The sequence below is a fragment of the Pantoea sp. X-Soil-TKNS-1207 genome (assembly GCF_059730485.1).
Genome location: NZ_AP035958.1, coordinates 2385604 through 2407418, shown reverse-complemented (window position 1 = coordinate 2407418; position 21815 = coordinate 2385604). Strand labels below are relative to the sequence as shown.

The 21815-nt window shown below is 53.2% G+C and carries 19 protein-coding genes, 2 tRNA genes and 1 other RNA gene; 13 read left to right on the top strand and 9 right to left on the bottom strand.

Annotated features, from left to right (window positions below; translation table 11 throughout):
* Positions 1–79: 79 nt before the first annotated feature.
* From AC6I8V_RS11315 to AC6I8V_RS11300, 4 genes are all read left to right on the top strand, one after another.
* Positions 80–631 carry an NAD(P)H nitroreductase gene (locus tag AC6I8V_RS11315; RefSeq protein WP_497842356.1) on the top strand — a complete coding sequence of 184 codons (552 nt, stop codon included), beginning with the start codon at positions 80–82 and terminating at the stop codon, positions 629–631.
* A gap of 152 nt (positions 632–783) precedes the next feature.
* Complete coding sequence (selD, locus tag AC6I8V_RS11310) at positions 784–1827, top strand: selenide, water dikinase SelD (RefSeq protein ID WP_497842355.1); 1044 nt, start codon at positions 784–786, stop codon at positions 1825–1827.
* 22 nt (positions 1828–1849) lie between these two features.
* Positions 1850–3778: a DNA topoisomerase III gene (locus AC6I8V_RS11305; RefSeq protein ID WP_497842354.1), complete on the top strand. Its 1929-nt coding sequence runs from the start codon at positions 1850–1852 to the stop codon at positions 3776–3778.
* On the top strand, positions 3778–4074 hold the full coding sequence (locus AC6I8V_RS11300) for a YnjH family protein (protein ID WP_497842353.1): 297 nt from the start codon (positions 3778–3780) through the stop codon (positions 4072–4074). The genes AC6I8V_RS11305 and AC6I8V_RS11300 overlap by 1 nt, the downstream gene beginning before the upstream one ends.
* A gap of 34 nt (positions 4075–4108) precedes the next feature.
* Here AC6I8V_RS11300 and xthA read toward each other — a convergent pair whose 3' ends face one another.
* On the bottom strand, positions 4109–4915 hold the full coding sequence (gene xthA / locus AC6I8V_RS11295; protein ID WP_497842352.1) for an exodeoxyribonuclease III: 807 nt from the start codon (positions 4913–4915) through the stop codon (positions 4109–4111).
* 114 nt (positions 4916–5029) lie between these two features.
* Positions 5030–5659: an NADPH-dependent F420 reductase gene (locus tag AC6I8V_RS11290; protein ID WP_497842351.1), complete on the bottom strand. Its 630-nt coding sequence runs from the start codon at positions 5657–5659 to the stop codon at positions 5030–5032.
* A gap of 105 nt (positions 5660–5764) precedes the next feature.
* Between AC6I8V_RS11290 and AC6I8V_RS11285 the strand changes: the two genes are divergently transcribed.
* Positions 5765–6667 (top strand): LysR family transcriptional regulator, encoded by a 903-nt coding sequence (locus tag AC6I8V_RS11285; protein WP_497845821.1) that lies wholly within the window; start codon positions 5765–5767, stop codon positions 6665–6667.
* A gap of 19 nt (positions 6668–6686) precedes the next feature.
* Here the strand turns inward: AC6I8V_RS11285 and AC6I8V_RS11280 are convergent.
* The 5 genes from AC6I8V_RS11280 to AC6I8V_RS11260 all read right to left on the bottom strand — a co-directional run bounded on the left by AC6I8V_RS11280 (position 6687) and on the right by AC6I8V_RS11260 (position 8570).
* A non-coding RNA gene (locus tag AC6I8V_RS11280) (RtT sRNA) lies at positions 6687–6815 on the bottom strand.
* 37 nt (positions 6816–6852) lie between these two features.
* A tRNA-Tyr gene (locus AC6I8V_RS11275) sits at positions 6853–6937 on the bottom strand.
* Positions 6938–6979: 42 nt separating this feature from the next.
* Positions 6980–7064, bottom strand: a tRNA-Tyr gene (locus AC6I8V_RS11270).
* A gap of 144 nt (positions 7065–7208) precedes the next feature.
* Positions 7209–8057 (bottom strand): formyltetrahydrofolate deformylase, encoded by an 849-nt coding sequence (purU, locus tag AC6I8V_RS11265; protein ID WP_497842350.1) that lies wholly within the window; start codon positions 8055–8057, stop codon positions 7209–7211.
* Between the two features lie 57 nt (positions 8058–8114).
* Positions 8115–8570: a YchJ family protein gene (locus AC6I8V_RS11260; RefSeq protein ID WP_497842349.1), complete on the bottom strand. Its 456-nt coding sequence runs from the start codon at positions 8568–8570 to the stop codon at positions 8115–8117.
* A 96-nt stretch (positions 8571–8666) separates the two neighbouring features.
* Here AC6I8V_RS11260 and rssA point away from each other — a divergent pair, with 96 nt between their 5' ends.
* The 5 genes from rssA (at position 8667) to AC6I8V_RS11235 (ending at position 14180) form a co-directional block, all read left to right on the top strand.
* Complete coding sequence (rssA, locus tag AC6I8V_RS11255; protein WP_497842348.1) at positions 8667–9572, top strand: patatin-like phospholipase RssA; 906 nt, start codon at positions 8667–8669, stop codon at positions 9570–9572.
* 102 nt (positions 9573–9674) lie between these two features.
* The gene (rssB, locus tag AC6I8V_RS11250; RefSeq protein ID WP_497842347.1) at positions 9675–10691 is read left to right on the top strand and encodes a two-component system response regulator RssB; all 1017 of its coding nucleotides are present in this window, start codon (positions 9675–9677) and stop codon (positions 10689–10691) included.
* Positions 10692–10885: 194 nt separating this feature from the next.
* Positions 10886–11794: a UTP--glucose-1-phosphate uridylyltransferase GalU gene (gene galU / locus AC6I8V_RS11245; RefSeq protein WP_497842346.1), complete on the top strand. Its 909-nt coding sequence runs from the start codon at positions 10886–10888 to the stop codon at positions 11792–11794.
* 23 nt (positions 11795–11817) lie between these two features.
* Positions 11818–13158, top strand: a complete 1341-nt coding sequence (locus AC6I8V_RS11240; RefSeq protein ID WP_497842345.1) for a UDP-glucose dehydrogenase family protein — start codon at positions 11818–11820, stop codon at positions 13156–13158.
* A 14-nt stretch (positions 13159–13172) separates the two neighbouring features.
* Complete coding sequence (locus AC6I8V_RS11235) at positions 13173–14180, top strand: NAD-dependent epimerase (RefSeq protein ID WP_497842344.1); 1008 nt, start codon at positions 13173–13175, stop codon at positions 14178–14180.
* Between the two features lie 97 nt (positions 14181–14277).
* On the opposite strand, the gene hns is transcribed toward AC6I8V_RS11235, so the two are convergent.
* Positions 14278–14685, bottom strand: a complete 408-nt coding sequence (gene hns / locus AC6I8V_RS11230) for a histone-like nucleoid-structuring protein H-NS (protein WP_497842343.1) — start codon at positions 14683–14685, stop codon at positions 14278–14280.
* Between the two features lie 416 nt (positions 14686–15101).
* Here hns and tdk point away from each other — a divergent pair, with 416 nt between their 5' ends.
* Positions 15102–15722, top strand: a complete 621-nt coding sequence (tdk, locus tag AC6I8V_RS11225) for a thymidine kinase (protein ID WP_497842342.1) — start codon at positions 15102–15104, stop codon at positions 15720–15722.
* Positions 15723–15774: 52 nt separating this feature from the next.
* Here tdk and adhE read toward each other — a convergent pair whose 3' ends face one another.
* A complete protein-coding gene (gene adhE / locus AC6I8V_RS11220) occupies positions 15775–18462 on the bottom strand; it encodes a bifunctional acetaldehyde-CoA/alcohol dehydrogenase (protein WP_497842341.1) in 2688 nt (895 codons plus the stop codon).
* 446 nt (positions 18463–18908) lie between these two features.
* Between adhE and AC6I8V_RS11215 the strand changes: the two genes are divergently transcribed.
* Positions 18909–19556 (top strand): YchE family NAAT transporter, encoded by a 648-nt coding sequence (locus AC6I8V_RS11215; RefSeq protein WP_013509345.1) that lies wholly within the window; start codon positions 18909–18911, stop codon positions 19554–19556.
* A 574-nt stretch (positions 19557–20130) separates the two neighbouring features.
* Positions 20131–21765 (top strand): ABC transporter substrate-binding protein, encoded by a 1635-nt coding sequence (locus tag AC6I8V_RS11210; RefSeq protein WP_497842340.1) that lies wholly within the window; start codon positions 20131–20133, stop codon positions 21763–21765.
* Positions 21766–21815 lie beyond the last annotated feature (50 nt).

Genomic DNA, 21815 nt, shown 5'->3' with positions numbered 1-21815 from the left:
GCAGGAAATCGCGCCAGACTGTTACAAAAGATCGTCATATGCCAGGATTAGGCAACGTTTTCATTTAAGGGAAAAGATAATGGATGCACTTGATTTGTTAGTTAATCGCCGTTCTGCGTCACGTCTGGCGGATCCGGCGCCTGGCGGAGAGGTACTGGAAAACATTCTGCGCGCCGCTATGCGCGCCCCCGATCACGGCACATTGCAGCCGTGGCGCTTCGTGATTGTCGAGAAAGAGGGACGCGATCGTCTGAGTCAACTGCTGGAGCAGGCGGCGCGCGCCAGCCAGATGGATGAGAAGGCGATTGAAAAAGCCAGCTCCTCGCCGTTCCGCGCACCGATGATCATCACCGTCGTGGCCCGCTGCGAAGAACACCCGAAAGTACCGCGCTGGGAACAGCTGGTTTCAGCCGGTTGCGCGGTGATGGCGATGCAGATGGCAGCCGCAGCTCAGGGCTTTAACGGCATCTGGCGCAGCGGTCCCTGGACCGATCATCCGCAGGTACGCGAAGCCTTTGGCTGTCGCGAGCAGGATGCGATTGTCGGCTTCCTCTACCTCGGCACGCCGCAGCTGAAATCCAGCACCACCGTGCTCCCGCCCGACACGGCGGAATTTGTCAGTTATTTCTGACAGACAGTGGCGGGCTTCTGCGGCAGGCTGAGGAGCTTCGCACTGATTGCACATAGCCTGTGCGATTGATCGAGCTGTTACCGCGCAACACTTACCACATGCTGGCAGCCAGGCTAACATAGCGCTATCTGCCAGTGCATAAGGAACCCGCCATGAGTGAACCTCTTCGCCTGACGCAATACAGCCACGGAGCTGGTTGCGGCTGTAAAATCTCCCCGCAGGTGCTGGAAACCATCCTGCATAGCGAACTCAGCGCTTTCCACGATCCTCACCTGCTGGTGGGCAATGAAACCCGTGATGATGCGGCGGTTTATGACCTGGGGAATGGCAGCGCGGTGGTGAGCACTACCGACTTCTTTATGCCGATCGTTGACGATCCTCATACCTTTGGCCGCATTGCCGCCACTAATGCCATCAGCGATATTTATGCCATGGGCGGCAAACCGATCATGGCGATTGCTATCCTGGGCTGGCCGGTTAACGTGCTCAGTCCGGAAGTCGCGCAGCAGGTGGTGGAGGGCGGCCGCGCGGCCTGTCAGGCGGCGGGCATAGCGCTGGCGGGCGGTCACTCGATCGATGCGCCGGAACCGATTTTTGGCCTGGCGGTCACCGGTATCGTTGATGTGGCGCGCGTGAAGAAAAACAGCGCTGCTCAGGCGGGCTGCCAGCTGTTCCTCACCAAGCCCCTTGGTATCGGCATTCTGACCACTGCGGAAAAAAAAGGGGTGCTGCGGCCGGAACACCAGAGCCTGGCGGCAGAAGTGATGTGCCAGCTTAACAAAGCGGGCGCGGAGTTTGCGCAACTGGCGGGCGTGACGGCGATGACCGATGTCACCGGTTTTGGTCTGCTGGGCCATCTGAGCGAAATTTGCCAGGGTTCCGGCTTACGCGCTGAAGTGATGGCGCACCAGGTGCCGCGTCTGCCGGGAGTGGATGCCTACATCGCTGCCGGTGCCGTGCCGGGTGGCACCAGTCGTAATTTTGCCAGTTATGGTCAGCATGTATCACCGATGGACGATGCTACGCGCGCGCTATTGTGTGATCCACAAACGTCCGGTGGTTTACTGGTGGCGGTGCAACCGTCAGCCGTAGAGGAATTTCTGCGTTGCGCCACGCTGGCAGGCGTCACCGCCAGCGCTATCGGTGCGCTGTATGCCGCAGAACCCCACCATCCACTGATTACCGTAGTTAACTGACGTTTAAGGAACGGCGCCATACATGCGTTTGTTTATTGCAGAAAAACCCAGCCTGGCCCGTGCCATCGCAGATGTTTTACCCAAACCCCACCGTCGCGGCGATGGCTATATTGCCTGCGGCAACGATCAGGTGGTGACCTGGTGCGTCGGGCACCTGCTGGAGCAGGCGCAACCAGATAGCTACGACAGCCGCTATGCTCGCTGGAATCTGGCCGATCTGCCGATTATCCCGGAAAAGTGGCGATTGCAGCCGCGTCCGTCCGTTGCAAAGCAGCTGAAAGTGATTGAAGGGTTACTGGCGCAGGCCACACAGGTGGTCCACGCCGGTGACCCGGATCGCGAAGGGCAGCTGCTGGTGGATGAGGTCATTGATTACCTGCAACTGCCCGCCGAAAAGCGTCAGAACGTGCAACGCTGCCTGATTAACGATCTTAACCCCCAGGCGGTGGAGCGTGCGGTCGGTCGCCTGCGCGAGAACCGTGAATTTATTCCGTTGTGCGTTTCGGCGCTGGCGCGTGCGCGCGCCGACTGGCTGTATGGCATCAATATGACCCGCGCCTGGACGCTGCTGGGACGTAACGCCGGTTATGACGGCGTGCTGTCGGTCGGCCGCGTTCAGACTCCGGTGCTCGGGCTGGTGGTGCGCCGCGATGAAGAGATCGAAAACTTTATCCCGAAAGATTACTTCGAGGTCAAAGCGCATATTGTCACCCCGGATGAGCAGCGCTTTGTGGCGAGCTGGGTGCCGAGCGATGCCTGTGAGCCGTGGCAGGATGAAGAAGGCCGGCTGCTGCATCGTCCGCTGGCGGACCATGTGCTGGAGCGCATCAATGGCAAACCTGCGCTGGTCACCGGCTATAACGATAAACGGGAATCGGAAATCGCCCCGTTGCCGTTTTCACTGTCCAGCCTGCAAATTGAGGCGGCGAAACGCTTCGGGCTGAGCGCGCAAAATGTGCTCGACTGCTGCCAGCGCCTGTATGAAACCCATAAACTGATCACCTATCCGCGTTCTGATAGCCGTTATCTGCCGGAGGAACATTTTGCCGGTCGCCATGCGGTGCTCAACGCTATTCAGGCCCATCAGCCGCAGATGACGCCACCGGCGGATTTCAATGCCGACCAAAGAAACCGTTGCTGGGACGATAAAAAAGTGGATGCCCACCACGCCATCATTCCTACCGCGCGTGCCAGCAAGGTCAATCTCAGTGAAAACGAAGCCAATATTTACGGGCTGATTGCGCGTCAGTATCTGATGCAGTTCTGCCCGGATGCGGTATTTCGCAAGTGCGTGATCGATCTTGACATCGCTGGCGGCAAATTTGTCGCGAAGGCGCGCTTTCTGGCGGAAGCGGGCTGGCGTTCGCTGCTCGGCAGCAAAGAGCGTGATGAGGAGAATGACGGCACGCCACTGCCGGTGGTCAGCAAAGGGGATGCGTTATTGTGCGAGCGCGGTGAAGTGCTGGCAAAGCAAACCCAGCCGCCACGTCCGTTCACTGACGCGACGCTACTCTCCGCCATGACCGGCATTGCGCGTTTTGTGCAGGATAAAGATCTAAAGAAAGTGCTGCGTGCGACCGATGGTTTAGGTACGGAAGCAACGCGCGCCGGCATTATTGAATTGCTGTTCCGGCGCACATTCCTGGTGAAGAAGGGCCGCTATATCCACTCGACGGATGCGGGCAGGGCATTGATTCATGCGCTGCCGGAGATGGCGGCACGGCCCGATATGACGGCGCACTGGGAGTCGACGCTCACCCGTATCAGTGAAAAAGCCTGTCGCTATGATGAGTTTATGCAGCCGCTGGTCAGCACGTTAATCGGTCTGATTGGTCAGGCACGCCAGCAACCATCACTTCAGGCATTTCGTGGCATTGCCGCGAGTGGAGCGCCGGGCAAAACCAAACGCCCGCGTAAACCCGCCCGGCGCAAAGTGAAGGAGACCGAGTGATGCGTTATCTGATGGTAATGCTCAGTGCCGTGCTGCTGTTTAGCGCGGCGGCGCAGGCGAATCGAACGCCGGATACCGGCCGAACGGGTAACACCGACGTGGTGGTGGATATGCCACCGGAAGTGTGGACGCAGGGGCAGAACAATCAGCAAAGCAACTGCTTGCAGTGTTGTACCTATGAGAACCGCAGTTATTCCGAGGGGGCGGTGGTGAAAGCGGAAGGCGTGCTGCTGCAATGCTCACGCGATGAGAAGGTGATGGGCACCAATCCGCTTATCTGGAAGATTATCAAATAACCCGCGTGGCCTGGATGCAGGCCACGCAGCGTCATTAAAAGGTAAAGCTCGACCACACTGGTGCGTGATCGGACGGCTTCTCCATACTACGGATGTCGTAGTCGATACCGCTTGCGGTGCAATGTGCCGCCAGCGGCTGGCTGGCCAGCAGCAGGTCGATGCGCAGACCACGGTTATCATCAAAGCCTTTGGAACGGTAATCAAACCAGGAGAAACGGTCTGCCGTTGTCGGGTATTTATCGCGCCAGGTATCCACCAGACCCCATTGCAGCAGACGATCCATCCACTCGCGCTCCTCCGGCAGGAACGAACATTTGCCGGTACGCAGCCAGCGCTTGCGGTTCTCTTCGCCGATACCGATGTCGAGATCGGTACTGCTGATATTCATATCACCCATAATCAGCACCGGTTTGTCTGCGGCCAGCTGCTGCTCAAGGTAGCTTTGCAGGTCGCGATAAAACTTCTCTTTCGCCGGGAATTTGATCGGATGGTCACGGCTTTCTCCCTGCGGGAAATAGCCATTAATCACGGTGATCGCGCCAATCGGGCTGGGGATCTCTGCCATGATCAGACGGCGCTGGGCGTCCTCATCGTCACCGGGGAAGCCGCGGCGCACCATAATCGGCTGCTCTTTGGTTAGCAGCGCCACGCCATAATGGCCTTTCTGCCCATGATAAAAGACGTTGTAACCGAGCTTGCTGACCTCTTCGAGCGGGAACATATCGTCATGGACTTTGGTCTCCTGCAAACCGATGACGTCAGGCTGATGCTGCTCAACCAGCGCCTCCAGTTGATGAGGGCGTGCACGCAAACCGTTGATGTTGAAAGAGACAAATTTCATTTCGCTGCCATTTTTATCCGCAAAAGTATGGCGGGATGGTAGCGAGTTTTGCGGCAAATGTCATGGTCAGAATGGTGATGACCGCCCGAACGTGCCGGGCGGTCAGTCTGCGCGTCAGTGGCGTTTGGCCTGCGCTAGCACGCTCTCCAGCTGGTCTTTGGTCAGGCGGACACAGTAGGAGGGCATTCCGCGCTCAAAACGCCAGCCTTCGGCAAGCGAACCGGCATCGACCACGTCGAAACCAAATGACTGATAGAGCGTGGCGGCCACGGCCTTACCTTCCGCGTCGTCTCCGGCAAGCGGCAACGCGCGTCGCCCTGGCGCGCCCGCAGGCAATCCGTCGCTTTCAAGCTGAGTCATCGGGATAGCATTAAAGGCTTTGGTTATGCGGGCCTCAGGCAAATAGCTGGCCAGCAGCTCGCTGGTGGTGGTCTGCCGGGAGAGCAAAACGTCCACGTCACCGTCGCGTTCGGCGTAGTAGTTAACGGCATCCAGCACCGGTTTGCCGCGCAGTTCCGCCACCGGCAGCGCATCAATGGCGGTTAAAGGGACGGCGATGATAACGATATCGCCAAATCTGGCGGCTTCTGCTGCGGTGCCAGTTTCACAGCCGATCATCGGACGCAGGCTGAACAACGTTTGCGGACTGCGTGAGTTGCTCAGCATCACCTGATGACCGGCGTGAATAGCCAGTCTGGCGATGGCGCGGCCAACGAATCCGGCACCTAGGATTCCTATCTTCATGTAACACTCCATATGCTATTTACAGGGAGCACCCACTATGATTCCCTCTTCATTGAAGATAAATCGTATTGCTGTTGTTTTATAAACAACTCAAAGGAGGGAATGATGGACAGGCTGGCCGGTATGAAGATTTTCGTGAAAGCCGCGGAAATGGGATCGTTCGCCGCCGTGGCTGACGCGCTGGGGATATCGCCTCAGATGGTTGCCAAACATGTCGCGGCACTGGAATCCCGTCTCGGTACGGCGCTGATTAACCGTACTACGCGGCGACAGCATCTGACGGATATCGGGCGCAGCTACTATGAGCGCTGCCGGGTGGTGCTGGCGGAAGTGGAAGAGGCGGATGCGGTAGTGCTTAATATGCAGGCCACGCCTGCCGGCATTATTCGCGTCAATGCGCCGGTGACTTTTGGTTCACATGCGGTTGCCCCCTTTATCACCCGTTATCTCGGACGCTACCCGGATGTGCAGGTTGAGCTGACGCTCAGCGATCGCCTGATTAATCCAGCCGAAGAAGAGGCCGAAGTCATCATCCGTATCGGCGAACTGGCCGACAGTACCATGGTGGCATGGCCGCTGGCCCCATACCGGCTCATCGCCTGTGCTTCCCCATCCTATCTCGCCCGGCATGGCGCGCCGCAGGTGCCGCAGGATTTGCATCAACATGCCTGTCTGGTTTACGGACTGTGGTCTGCCGCGTCGCCCTGTCGCTGGATTTTTCACAAAGAGGGCAAAACAGAAGAGGTCAGGCCGGAGGGGCGATTACGGTCGAATGACTGGAAAGCGCTTATGCATGCGGCGCTGGAAGGCTATGGCGTGACGCTGGGACCGGAAGATGTACTGAAAGAGGAAATCCGTCAGGGACGCCTGGTGAGAGTGCTGCCGGACTATACCGGCCCATCACGGCCAATGTACGTGCTTGTGCCGTCAGCACGAAAACAGACGGTTAAAATCAGATGTTTTGTCGAGGCAATCAGAGAGGCTTTTGCCTTGGAAAAGGCGGAATAACAGCAAGAGAATATTCGGATGGTGGTGGGAGAAGGATTATTCGGCGCGTAGCGCCTCACCCTTTGGGCCGCGCTGAAGCGCGTTGTCTCGCATGGCTCGACCCGAACCTTCGGTCGAGGCTTCTCATCCTTCTCCATCAGCATGATGGCAGGGCGAGTAGTAATCACTAAAGGAGAATATTCGGATGGTGGTGGGAGAAGGATTCGAACCTTCGAAGTCTGTGACGGCAGATTTACAGTCTGCTCCCTTTGGCCGCTCGGGAATCCCACCAGGGATAGGGCATATTGTGGCAACAGGCTAAGACGATTCAGATGGTGGTGGGAGAAGGATTCGAACCTTCGAAGTCTGTGACGGCAGATTTACAGTCTGCTCCCTTTGGCCGCTCGGGAATCCCACCACTGGCCTGAATCATTACGCCTGAAAGCGGGGCGCATAATACCAAATGCGTTCCGTCTGTAAAGCGCCCGCACTAAATTTATGAATCGATTGCCCACTTTTCACCCGAGACGCTGAAGCCTTGCACAATTCAGCGTCGGGATGGTTACAGAATGATCGTTCGGTTGCCGTAAACGAACACGCGCTGGCCCAGCACTTTATACAGTGCACGGCTCAGTACGTTCTTCTCTACGTCGCGACCGGCGCGCATCATCTCTTCTGCGGTGTAGCTGTGATCGACGTTGATCACATCCTGCATAATGATTGGGCCTTCATCGAGGTTGTCATTGACGTAATGCGCGGTGGCGCCAATGATTTTCACGCCACGCTCGTACGCCTGATGATAAGGACGTGCGCCGATAAAGGCGGGCAGGAAGGAGTGATGAATATTGATGATCTGATTCGGGTAACGCTGGACAAAGGCGGGCGTTAACACACGCATATATTTGGCCAGCACCACATAATCTGGCTGATAACGATCGATCTCTTCAACCATGCGGTTGTCGTGTTCTTCGCGGGTCAGGCCTTCATGGCTCACCAGCACGAAAGGAATGTCGAAACGTTCGACCAGCGAGCGCAGCGTCTCGTGGTTGCCGATAACCGCGGAAATCTCCATATCGAGACCACCAAAAGCGCTTTTCATCAGCAGATCGCCGAGGCAATGGGCTTCTTTCGTCACCAGAATTACCACACGGCGACGACCGGCGCTGTTCAGTTCACGCACGGAACCGGACGGCAATGCGCTGTCGAGATCGGCCAGCAGGGTGTTGTCGTTGAAAATGCCTTCCAGCTCTGTGCGCATAAAAAAGCGCCCGGTACGGTGATCGACAAATTCGTTGTTCTGCACGATGTTGAGTTCGTGCTTGTAACAAATGTTGGTGATTTTGGCGATCAGACCTTTCGCATCGGGGCAAATGGTACGTAAAACTTTTCGTTGCATGGTTTGCGCTTGCATCTCGATCAGAGTCCTGTCAAAGCGATGAATGGTAAAGCCGTTGGGCAGATGTCCAAATCAGCCACAACATTTTTTGTATTTTTTATCGGAGCCACAAGGACAGCGATCATTACGCCCCAGCGGAGGCGTTGTTCCGTCAACATAGTACCAGCGTTGATCCTCACGAAGAAAGCGTGAACATTCATAGATGGCCGATGTGCGCCCTTTTTCGATGTATCGCGCAAAAAAGGTCACAAAGGCTTCATTCTCATGGCTTCCGTGATTACAACAGGTTACATTCAGGCCCAGCCATTCGGTGCCGGTAAAACTTTCAGATAATAACGTCTCAAGTTCGGCCACTCGCTTGCTGGAGTGCCAGGTGGAGACCAGCCAGGCTGCGTTTTTCCCGACATAGGCGCAATAGCGTGAACGCATCAATTGCTCGGCACTGGCCGGGGTGGCCTGCCCGGTCAGAAAGGGCTGGCAACATAGGCTATACTGCTTTCCGCTGCAGCAGGGGCACTTTTCGGACACGTCATCTCCAGAGAGTGATTAGAGTAAAAGATTGCGCGCGCTATGGTAACTGACTGTCAGGCGCGATGCTACGTACCAGGCAAATCCTGAGGTGAGATGAGAAAGGTGAGGATCGGGCTGGCACTGGGTTCAGGTGCCGCCAAGGGCTGGGCGCATATTGGCGTCATCAATGCGCTGGAACGGGCTGGAATTGATATCGATGTCGTGGCCGGTTGCTCGGTCGGTGCGCTGGTGGGGTCGGCCTATGTCAATGGTCGTCTCAACATGATGGAAAAATGGGTCAGCGCCTTTCGCTACTGGGATGTCATCCGCCTGATGGATCTCTCGTGGCAACGCGGCGGTTTGCTGCGCGGCGATCGGGTTTTCAGCCATGTACGCCAGCTGATCCCCAACGAATTGATTGAGCAATGTGACAAACCTTTCGGTGTGGTGGCGACCAATCTTAGTACCGGTCGTGAGTTGTGGTTGACCGAAGGCGATCTGCACCAGGCCGTGCGCGCATCCTGTAGTATGCCAGGCTTATTACCACCTGTTGGCTACAATGGTTACTGGCTGGTGGATGGCGCGGTGGTAAACCCGGTGCCGATTTCACTTACGCGTGCGCTGGGGGCCGATATTGTTATCGCCGTCGATCTTCAGCATGATGCGCACCTGATGCAGCAGGATTTGCTGTCAGTCACGCCGCAGAGCGGGGAAGAACAGGCCGCGGCGGAAGCACTGAGCTGGGGCAAGAAACTGCGTCAGCGGCTGCTGGGATTGACCCAGCGTCGCGCCAATCAAACCCCTGGAGCTATGGAGATTATGTCAACCTCCATCCAGGTACTGGAAAATCGCCTGAAGCGTAATCGCATGGCAGGCGATCCGCCGGATGTGCTGATTCAGCCATTCTGTCCGCAAATTTCTACGCTGGACTTTCACCGTGCTGAAGAAGCCATTGCGGCAGGCAAGGCCGCCGTTGAGAAAAAAATGGATGAACTATTACCGCTGGTCCGTAACAGATAATCAGGTTGTTCATTCACAGATGTTGTTACTTCGGTCAATTCTGAAAGGCGCAACTGCGTTTTATGAACCACTATTGAAATATCTGGTACGCAGGGGGAGAGGATGGAAAAACCACTAATCGGCAAAAAGATACTCATTGTCGAAGATGAGGTCGTTTTCCGTTCGTTGCTGGATAACTTCTTAATCAGTCTGGGCGCGCAAACGATGCAAGCTGGTGACGGCCTTGATGGCCTGACGTTGCTGACGGCTCAATCGGCTGATCTGGTTATTTGCGATTTGGAAATGCCACGCATGGGCGGCATTCAGTTTGTCGAGCATATTCGCAGCCGCGGCAACAGCGTGCCGGTGCTGATCATCTCAGCGACGCAAAACATGGCGGATATCGCCCATGTGCTGCGCCTGGGCGTGCAGGATGTGCTGCTTAAACCGTTGCGCAACCTTGAGCGTTTTCGTGAGGCGGTGTTTGAATGCCTCTATCCCTCAATGTTCACCTCTAAGGTCGAAGAAGACGAACAGTTGTTCCAGGACTGGGATGCGTTAGTGCGCGATCCGCTGGCGGCGTCGAAACTGCTGAAACAGCTGCAACCGCCGGTACAACAAACCATCGCCAATTGCCGAATTAACTATCGTCAACTCACCATGGCTGAACAGCCAGGATTGGTGCTGGATATCGCGGCTTTATCGGATAAAGATCTGGCGTTTTATTGTCTGGATGTCACCCGCGCCGGTGATAATGGCGTGCTGGCGGCGTTATTGCTGCGGGCGCTGTTTAATGGATTATTGCAGGAACAACTTTCCGGGCAGAAGCAACGCCTGCCAGAGTTAAATAGTTTGTTGCGTCAGGTTAATATGTTGTTAAGGCAAGCCAACCTGAGCGGGCAATTTCCGCTGCTGGTGGGGTATTACCATCGGCAACTGAAAAATCTTATTTTGGTGTCAGCGGGTCTTAACGCCACGCTGCATATCAACACCCACCAAATTCAACTCAGCAATGGTGTTCCCCTTGGTACTATGGGCAGCACCCACCTCAATCAAATCAGCCAGCGCGCAGAGTCCTGGCAGTGCCATGTCTGGGGCGCTGGCGGCAGGCTGCGTCTGATGTTATCGGCTGAAGAATAAGCGATTCTATTTATATTTTCCGCGGGCTGGAGACAGGGCCAGGGGTAAGCTTTACACTTGGGTAATAGTCTTAAATTCCGCGGATTAACTCCATCCAGGATAAATCCGTCTGATAGTAACTGATATACTCAATTTCGATTTTTAAACCGACATATCAAGTATTAACTTGAACGGCCTATAAGAGAGGTATCTTGATGTCTGCCTTTAAGTCTAAAGTAAAAAAAGCGGTAATCCCGGTTGCAGGTTTGGGTACGCGTATGCTGCCTGCCACCAAAGCTATTCCGAAAGAAATGTTACCGCTGGTCGATAAGCCGTTGATCCAGTATGTCGTGAACGAGTGTATTGCCGCTGGGATTAATGAGATTGTGCTGGTTACGCACTCTTCCAAAAACGCCATCGAAAACCACTTTGATACCAGTTTTGAGCTGGAATCAATGCTGGAAAAACGCGTTAAACGTCAGCTGCTGGATGAAATCCAATCTATTTGCCCCCCGCACGTAACCATCATGCAGGTGCGTCAGGGTATCGCGAAAGGTCTGGGCCACGCCGTTATGTGCGCACATCCGCTGGTGGGTGATGAGCCGGTTGCGGTGATCCTGCCTGACGTGATCATCGATGAATACGAATCGGATCCGACCAAAGACAACCTGGCAGAAATGCTGTCACGTTACGAAGAAAGTGGCCGTAGCCAGATCATGGTTGAACCGGTTGCCGACGTTACCGCGTACGGTGTGGTTGACTGCCAGGGTGCCGACCTGAAACCAGGTGAAAGCGCGCCGATGGTAGGTGTGGTTGAGAAGCCGAAAGCGTCTGAAGCGCCGTCAAACCTGGCGGTAGTCGGTCGTTACGTGCTGTCTGCGGACATTTGGCCGCTGCTGGCGAAAACACCTCCGGGCGCCGGTGGTGAAGTTCAGCTGACTGACTCAATTGCGATGCTGATGGAAAAAGAGACCGTTGAGGCCTATCACCTGACCGGTGTGAGCCATGACTGCGGTAACAAGCTGGGTTATATGCAGGCTTTTGTTGAGTACGGTGTTCGTCACCCGGTTCTGGGCAAAGATTTCACGCAGTGGCTCGAAGGCGCGGTTGGCAACAAAAAGTAACTCATTAAACACAGGATAATTCAATGAAAGTCACTGTATTTGGTATCGGCTATGTCGGTCTGGTTCAGGCTGCGGTGTTAGCCGAAGTCGGACATGACGTTCTCTGTATTGATGTCGACGCGAATAAAGTCGAGAACCTGAAAAAAGGCATCATCCCGATTTTTGAACCTGGGCTGACTCCGCTGGTAATGGCGAACTATGAATCGGGCCGCCTGAAGTTCAGCACCAATGCGGAAGAGGGCGTTAACCATGGCGTTATGCAGTTTATTGCCGTGGGAACACCGCCGGATGAGGACGGTTCTGCCGATCTGAAATATGTGACTGCGGTAGCACGGACTATCGCGCAACACATGGATGGCCACAAAGTGGTTATCGACAAGTCAACCGTACCGGTTGGCACCGCCGATAAAGTGCGCTCGGTGATGACTGAGACCCTGAAAAACCGTGATGTGAACATCGCGTTTGATGTGGTTTCTAACCCGGAATTCCTCAAGGAAGGTGCAGCGGTTAATGACTGCATGCGTCCTGAGCGTATCGTGGTCGGTACCGATAACGACGACGTTGTGGAGCTGTTACGCGAGCTGTATGAGCCGTTTAACCGCAACCATGATCGTATGATTTTGATGGATATCCGCAGCGCGGAGCTGACCAAGTATGCGGCTAACTGCATGCTAGCCACCAAAATCAGCTTTATGAATGAGATCTCCAACCTGGCTGAGCGCCTGGGTGCGGATATTGAGAAAGTGCGCCAGGGTATCGGTTCCGATTCCCGTATTGGCTATCACTTCATCTATCCGGGCTGTGGTTACGGCGGTTCCTGCTTCCCGAAAGATGTGCAGGCGCTGATTCGCACGGCTGAGTCGATTGGTTATAAACCGCGTCTGTTGCAGGCGGTAGAAGATGTCAACGACTCGCAGAAGAACAAATTGCCGAGCTTTATCAAACGTCACTTTGGCGATGATCTGCGTGGTAAAACCTTCGCTCTGTGGGGTCTGGCATTTAAACCGAACACCGACGATATGCGTGAAGCTTCCAGCCGTGTGCTGATGGAAACGCTGTGGGAAGCTGGTGCTTCCGTACAGGCGTTCGATCCGGAAGCCATGGATGAAGCGCAGCGTGTCTACGGACATCGCAGCGACCTGAAACTGATGGGTACCAAGGAAGCGGCGCTACAGGGTGCTGATGGCCTGGTGATTTGTACGGAATGGCAGAATTTCCGTGCGCCTGATTTTGATGTCATTAAAACGGCATTAAAACAACCCGTGATTTTTGATGGTCGTAACCTGTATGATCCGGAACGCATCAGCAAACGCGGCTTTGTTTATTATGCAATCGGCCGCGGAGCTTCAATTCAAATTGCGTAATAAATGAGGGATGTATGAAGTTTCTGGTTACCGGCGCGGCAGGTTTTATTGGATTTCATGTTAGCCAGCGTCTGCTGGCCGCCGGTCACCAGGTTGTCGGTATCGACAGCCTGAATGATTATTATGATGTCAGCCTGAAACAAGCCCGTCTTGATCAGATCGCCCAACATCCCGCATTCCGCTTTAGTAAAATGGACCTGGCAGATCGCCAGGCCATTTCTTCCTTATTTGAGCAGCACGGCTTCGACCGGGTGATTCATTTAGGGGCGCAGGCAGGGGTGCGTTATTCCATCGAAAACCCACATGCCTATGCCGATGCTAATTTAATCGGCCATCTCAATATTCTTGAAGGCTGCCGCTATCATAAAGTCGGCCACCTGCTTTATGCTTCTTCCAGTTCAGTTTACGGTCTGAACCGTAAAATGCCTTTTTCAACTGACGACGCCGTTGACCATCCTGTTTCACTGTATGCGGCAACGAAAAAAGCCAATGAACTGATGGCGCATTCCTATTCGCATCTCTACCAATTACCCACCACCGGACTGCGTTTCTTCACCGTCTATGGCCCGTGGGGACGCCCGGACATGGCGCTGTTTAAATTTACCCGCGCAATGCTGGCAGGTGAACGTATCGATGTTTATAACAATGGTCAGATGACGCGCGACTTCACCTACATTGATGACATCAGTGAGGCGATTTTCCGTTTACAGGATGTGATTCCGCAGCCGAATGATAACTGGACAGTTGAAACCGGCTCTCCGGCTACCAGTTCCGCGCCTTATCATGTCTACAACATCGGTAATAGCCAGCCCGTCAGTCTGATGACCTATATCGAGGCGCTGGAGAGCGCGCTGGGTATTGAGGCGGATAAAAACATGATGCCAATGCAGCCGGGCGATGTGCTGGAAACCAGTGCGGATACGCAGGCGCTTTACGATGCCATTAATTTCCGCCCACAAACCGGTGTTCGGGAAGGGGTGCAGCAATTTGTTAACTGGTACCGTGAGTTTTACCAGAAGTAAGAATGCACAAAAAAGGAAGCCATGGGCTTCCTTTTTTTTACCTGGTGAATTCACAAAACAGGTGTGTAAATACAATCGTTTCGAAGCACTGGCGAGATTACAGCAGAAAATCGTCCAGTTGTTTGCCTTGTTCTTCAATCGCTTTTTTAATCACGGCGGGAGTACGACCCTGACCAGTCCAGGTGCGGGTTTCACCATTTTCATCGATGTACTGATATTTGGCCGGACGAGCAGCACGCTTAGTTTTACCTGCAACCTTGGTTTCAGATAAAGCCTGCAGTAACTCATTCGGATCGATACCGTCAGCAATCAGCATCTCACGATATTGTTCCAGTTTGCGGCTACGCTCAGCATTTTCTGCCTGTGCATGAGAATCTTCTTCGCGACGCTCATTCACCACAACTTCGAGTTTTTCCAGCATCTCTTCCAGTGTTTCCAGAGAGCATTCCCGAGCCTGTGCGCGCAATGTACGGATATTATTAAGAATTTTAAGTGCTTCGCTCATTGTCCTAATCTCAAAATATATTTAATGGGAGTTGTTCTGCCAGCTCATAATAGTGGTGGAAAAAAATAACTGCAATAGCAAAATTAAAAAGTAAAACGTAAATTAAAAGTCAGGAAGCGTTCTTATCAACAAGTCTTGTCTATTTAACTTGCTGCTTTGTATTTTTTTACCCTTATAGTTTGTGTCCTGCCTCAAGGTGGTGCCATACAACTTATGGCAGGGGGGAATAACGCTGAATAAAAAGTCAGCAGGCGCGTTTCTTTATCATTGCGTGCTATTGGTGGCCCGCTCAGGCAATAAAGGAAGCGATCGGTGCTGGTAATTTGAGCAAACGATAAAAATAATGCATCGCTACAGCCTTGCGCCTTTATGGTAGACTTACGCGCATCTGAATCATGCCCTGATGAGATTTTTCAATGGCTCAACTCTATTTTTATTACTCTGCGATGAACGCGGGCAAATCGACAGCTTTGTTACAGTCTTCTTATAATTACCAGGAGCGTGGTATGCGCACCCTGGTCTATACCGCTGAAATTGATGACCGCTTCGGCGCCGGCAAGGTCAGTTCACGTATCGGCCTCTCTTCTCCGGCATTTTTATATAACGCACAAACTCAGCTGGATACAGAAATAGCGGCAGAACATGCCCGGCAACCAGTGCATTGTGTGTTAGTGGATGAAAGCCAGTTCCTGACGCGGGAACAGGTAAGGGCATTGTCAGATGTGGTCGACAATATGGATATTCCGGTGTTGTGTTATGGATTACGCACCGATTTCCGTGGTGAATTGTTTGTCGGCAGCCAATACTTGCTGGCCTGGGCCGATAAGTTAGTTGAACTGAAAACCATCTGCCATTGCGGACGTAAAGCCAGTATGGTTTTACGACTTGATGCCAATGGCAAGCCTTTTAGCGAAGGCGAGCAGGTGGTAATTGGCGGAAACGAACGCTATATATCCGTCTGCCGTAAACATTATAAGCAGGCAATTGACGAAGGCTCCTTAAAAGCCATCTATGGCGCCCAGCAACCCCATCTATAAAAATTGCTGATATAAAAAAACCCGCCGCAGCGGGTTTTTTCATTATTACAGCTTAGGCTTTCTTAGTTTTTTTTTCGATTTTCACCGCTTTGACCGGTTGCAGGTCAACGGCGTCGGCAACTTCATCCGTCGCTTCAACATATTCACGGCCGTAGAACGTATCCAGCATGATTTGTTTCAGCTCAGCAATCAGCGGATAACGCGGGTTAGCGCCAGTACACTGATCATCGAAGGCATCGTCAGCCAGTTTATCTACTTTCGCGAGGAAGTCCGCTTCCTGTACCCCGGCTTCACGAATGGAGGTTGGGATACCCAGCTGGGTTTTCATCTCTTCCAGCCACGCCAGCAGTTTCTCAATTTTCTGCGCGGTGCGGTCACCGGCGGCACTCAGGCCCAGATGGTCAGCCACTTCGGCATAACGACGACGTGCCTGCGGACGGTCGTACTGGCTGAAGGCGGTCTGCTTAGTCGGGTTGTCATTGGCGTTGTAGCGAATGACGTTGGAAATCAGCAGGGCGTTCGCCAGGCCGTGCGGGATATGGAACTCGGAGCCGAGTTTATGCGCCATTGAGTGACACACACCGAGGAAGGCGTTGGCAAACGCGATACCTGCGATGGTTGCCGCATTGTGCACACGCTCACGAGCTACCGGGTTTTTCGCCCCTTCTTTGTAACTGGCTGGCAGGTTCTCTTTCAGCAGTTTCAGTGCCTGCAACGCCTGACCATCTGAGTATTCATTCGCCAGCACCGACACGTAGGCTTCCAGTGAGTGAGTCACGGCATCCAGACCGCCGAAGGCGCAAAGTGAACGCGGCATATCCATCACCAGGTTGGCATCGACAATCGCCATGTCCGGAGTCAGGGCATAGTCAGCCAGCGGGTATTTCTGACCTGTCGCATCATCGGTGACTACGGCGAACGGTGTGACTTCAGAACCGGTACCGGAAGTGGTGGTGATGGCGATCATCCGCGCTTTCACACCCATTTTCGGGAATTTGTAGATACGTTTACGGATATCCATAAAGCGCAGCGCCAGTTCTTCAAAGTGGGTTTCCGGATGTTCGTACATCACCCACATGATTTTCGCCGCATCCATCGGTGAACCACCGCCGAGAGCGATAATCACGTCCGGTTTGAAGCTGTTCATCTGCTCGGCACCTTTACGCACGATGCTCAGCGTCGGGTCGGCTTCAACTTCAAAGAACACTTCAGTCTCAATACCGTGTGATTTCAGTACGCTGGTAACCTGGTCGGCATAACCGTTGTTGAACAGGAAACGGTCGGTGACGATGAAAGCACGTTTGGCCCCGTCAGTCGCCACTTCTTCAAGCGCAATTGGCAGAGAACCACGACGGAAGTAGATGGACTTCGGAAGTTTATGCCACAACATATTTTCAGCTCGCTTGGCCACGGTTTTCTTGTTGATGAGGTGTTTCGGTCCCACGTTTTCAGAAATGGAGTTGCCGCCCCACGAACCACAGCCGAGTGTCAGCGACGGAGCCAGTTTGAAGTTGTACAGGTCACCGATACCCCCCTGTGAAGCCGGGGTGTTGATCAGGATACGTGCGGTCTTCATCTTGTCGCCGAAGTAGTGCACACGCTCGCGCTGGTTATCCTGGTCGGTATACAGACAGGAGGTATGGCCGATACCGCCCATTGCCACCAGTTTCTCGGCTTTATCAACGGCATCTTCGAAGTCTTTCGCACGGTACATCGCCAGCGTCGGCGACAGTTTCTCGTGGGCGAAAGGTTCAGATTCATCAACCAGTTTCACTTCGCCAATCAGAATCTTGGTATTTGACGGGACGGAGATACCGGCCATTTCAGCAATTTTCGCCGCAGGCTGACCTACGATCGCAGCATTCAATGCGCCATTTTTCAGGATGATGTCCTGAACTGCTTTTAACTCTTTGCCCTGTAGCAGGTAGCCACCGTGGCTGGCAAAACGTTCACGTACGGCTTCATAGGCGGAATCAACGACAATCACTGACTGCTCAGAAGCACAAATCACGCCGTTATCGAAGGTTTTTGACATCAGAATCGATGCGACGGCGCGTTTGATATCGGCGGTTTCATCCACGACGACCGGGGTATTACCGGCACCCACACCAATCGCCGGTTTACCGGAGCTGTATGCGGCTTTCACCATGCCCGGACCACCGGTGGCAAGGATCAGGTTGATATCCGGGTGATGCATCAGCTGGTTTGACAGCTCAACGGACGGGGCATCGATCCAGCCAATAATGTCTTTCGGCGCACCTGCGGCGATAGCGGCCTGCAACACAATGTCAGCAGCTTTGTTGGTTGCATCTTTGGCACGCGGGTGTGGCGAGAAGATAATCCCGTTACGGGTTTTCAGGCTGATAAGGGCTTTAAAGATGGCTGTTGAGGTCGGGTTAGTGGTTGGAACAATACCGCAAATCAGGCCAATGGGTTCTGCAATGGTGATGGTACCGAAGGTGTCATCAGTGTCGAGCACACCACAGGTTTTTTCATCTTTATAAGCGTTATAGATATATTCGGAAGCGAAGTGGTTTTTGATGACTTTATCTTCAACGATGCCCATGCCGGATTCGGCAACGGCCATCTTAGCGAGAGGGATTCGCGCATCTGCAGCGGCGAGGGCGGCAGCGCGGAAGATCGCATCAACTTGTTCCTGACTAAAATTGGCGTATTCACGCTGTGCCTTTTTAACACGTTCTACCAGTGCATTAAGTTCGGCGACATTAGTAACGGCCATGGTGCTCTCCTGAAGGAAGTTAAACTTTTTTAGTAAACAAGCCTGGATCCAGAAGTATAGTCGTGGCATACGACGCTGTTGGTCCGGGGGCGTGAGCGCACTCGCGGTTGCTTACTAAAAAGGTTTACTGGTCTGGATGGTTGAGCGTCCGGGTCGGGTTTCGATGGCTTAAGATTACCCCTGATGAGGTAGCTTAATTATGATGCAGATCAATTTTGTCCTAAGCTGACACCTTTCAGCAGGTACTTTCGCAATTAAAGTAATCGCCAGCGCCACACAATCAGGTCTGAACAGCAGCAAACGGATAACCCTGCATTAACAGCAGATAAATGCACTGCTTTTTTTGCTCAATAGCAGCATATATTTCTGCATAAGACTCTGGTTTTTGCTCTGAGTTTTGCACTACATTATGCGCGATTTTCACTGTGACTAATCTGGAGCTGACCGTGACCCCCGTGCTACTTGATCTATCCGGCTATATTAAGTTTTTTGTCGGTTTGTTCGCCCTGGTGAATCCGGTTGGGATCATTCCAGTCTTCATCAGCATGACCAGCTACCAGGGTGCGGTTGAACGTAATAAAACCAACCTGACCGCCAATCTGGCGGTGGCGATCATTCTGTGGACGTCGCTGTTCCTTGGCGACGCGATTCTGCATCTGTTCGGTATCTCGATCGATTCATTCCGTATTGCCGGTGGCATTCTGGTGGTGACCATTGCGATGTCGATGATCAGCGGCAAGCTGGGTGAAGATAAGCAGAACAAACAGGAAAAATCAGAGACCGCCATTCGTGAAAGCATCGGTGTGGTGCCGCTGGCGTTGCCGCTGATGGCGGGTCCGGGTGCCATTAGTTCCACCATCGTCTGGAGCACGCGCTACCATAACTGGCAAAATTTGCTGGGATTTACGGTGGCGATTGCTATCTTCGCTTTCTGCTGCTGGCTGTTGTTTCGGGCTGCGCCGCTGATGGTCAGAGTGCTGGGCCAGACCGGTATTAACGTGATAACGCGTATTATGGGGTTGCTGTTAATGGCGTTAGGCATCGAATTTGTGGTGACCGGACTTAAAGCCATTTTTCCCGGATTATTAAGCTAAAAATCGTTTTAATTTTCACTGCGTCATCATCGGCTGAACTAATAGGGTGCAATTAATGAAAATATTGCACCGTTACAGTGCCTTTATTCATCGGGCTTAACATCGTCGTCCGGTTATCACTTTTGCTACTGCCCTCAACAAATCACCACTCTCCCTGACTTTTTATTGTGATAATTATCACAGCATTTTGTTCTGGTTATCATCTTAATCCATGAAGAAACGTCGTGGTTTATTTTTAATGGCAAACGGATATGTCATTTCCATGATAACTAATGACATAAAATGCATTTAAGATATAAGCCATGTCGATATGTACACAATGCCAGCGATTTTTAATAAAAGTGATTATTTATCATGCTGTTAAATGATAATTTTGGTCAATAATTAACACTTTTCCTTGTCGGCCGGACGTGATAAAAGAGAATTAGCTAACATTTTTGTGGTTTAGCTTTGGCGCACGGGCATTTGTTCTGATAATTTTCTGAACATCGCAATTTTTTTATCTGATAGCCAAAAATGTGTACGGTTCTTGCTTACTCGCTATCAGGTTTATGTTTAAGGTTGATCTTTGTTGATGAAATGGATGGTAGCAAAGGCCACGGCGTTTTCACCTCTCGCCCTCTGCCTGTGGAGTGTGCTTAGCCAAAGCCAGGCGGCAGAAATTCCAGCAGCAACACAATTATCAGACACACAGCGCATAGTAATTAATAACGGCAGCGAAGTTGCGTCCCTCGATCCGCAGAAAATTGAAGGCGTACCAGAATCGAATGTGATTCAAAGCCTGCTGGACGGTCTGGTCAATACCGATAACAACGGACAAATTGTACCGGGCGTGGCGCAGCAGTGGCAGAACGATCACGGGCGTGTCTGGACATTCACCCTGCGCGACAATGCGCGCTGGAGCAATGGTCAGCCGGTTACGGCGCAGGATTTTGTCTACAGCTGGCAACGTCTGGCCGATCCCAAAACCGCGTCTCCCTATGCCAGCTATTTACAGGCAGCGCATCTCGCCAATGTTGATGCGGTGCTGGCCGGTAAAGCCAAACCCAGTGAGCTGGGAGTCAGGGCGCTGGATGCGCATCATCTTCAGGTCACGCTTACGGAACCCGTTCCCTATTTTCTCTCGATGGTCGCTCACACCTCTCTGAAGCCGGTTTACCGTCCGGCGGTGGAGCAGTGGGGTGAACAATGGACGCAGCCAGAACACTACATCAGCAATGGCGCCTACACGCTGAGTCAGTGGGTGGTGAATGAAAAGATCGTGGTGAAGCGTAATCCACTCTACTGGGACAACGCGCACACGGTAATCGATGAAGGGGTTTATCTGCCGCTAACCGCAGAAAACAGCGATATCAACCGTTATCGTAGCGGTGGCAGCGACATGACCAACAGCGTCGTGCCGCCGGATATGTTCCATAAGCTGCAACAGGATCTCGGCGACCAGGTCAAAGTCAGCCCGCTGCTGTGCACCTTCTACTACGAAATCAATAACAAAAAAGCCCCGTTTGATGATGCCCGCGTCCGCACTGCGCTGAAACTGACGCTGGATCGCGACATCATCGCGCAGAAAATCATGGGGCAGGGGCAGATCCCGGCATACAGCCTGACACCGCCATTTACCGCCGGTATGCAACTCTCGCCGCCGGCCTGGTTCACCCAGACCCAGGCCGAGCGTAACGCCAGCGCGAAAAAGCTACTGGCCGAGGCCGGATTTAACGATCAGCATCCGCTGCGCTTTACCCTGCTGTACAACACCTCCGAGCAAAATAAAAAGCAGGCGATTGCCGCTGCCTCCATGTGGCAGAAAAACCTCGGGGCGGTGGTGACGCTGCAAAACCAGGAGTGGAAAACGCTGCTCGAAACCCGCCACCAGGCGCAATACGATGTGGTGCGCGCCACCTGGTGTGCTGATTACAACGAACCGTCCACTTTCCTGAATATATTGCTGAGCGGCGCCTCCATTAATACCGCGTTCTACCATAGCCCGGCTTTTGACCAGTTAATGGCGCAGACGCTGACGACAATGGATGAATCCGCGCGTGCTTCGCTCTATCAGCAGGCAGAAAATCAGCAGGATAAAGACTCGGCCATCATTCCGGTCTATTACCGGGTTAGCGTCAGGCTGGTTAAACCCTGGGTGGGGGGATTTACCGGTAAAGATCCGCAGGATCTGATCAATCTGAAATACTATTACATAAAGAAACATTGAGTAATGGGTTGACCCGGCGCTACAGTCGGGCGGCACGTTACCGTGGCATA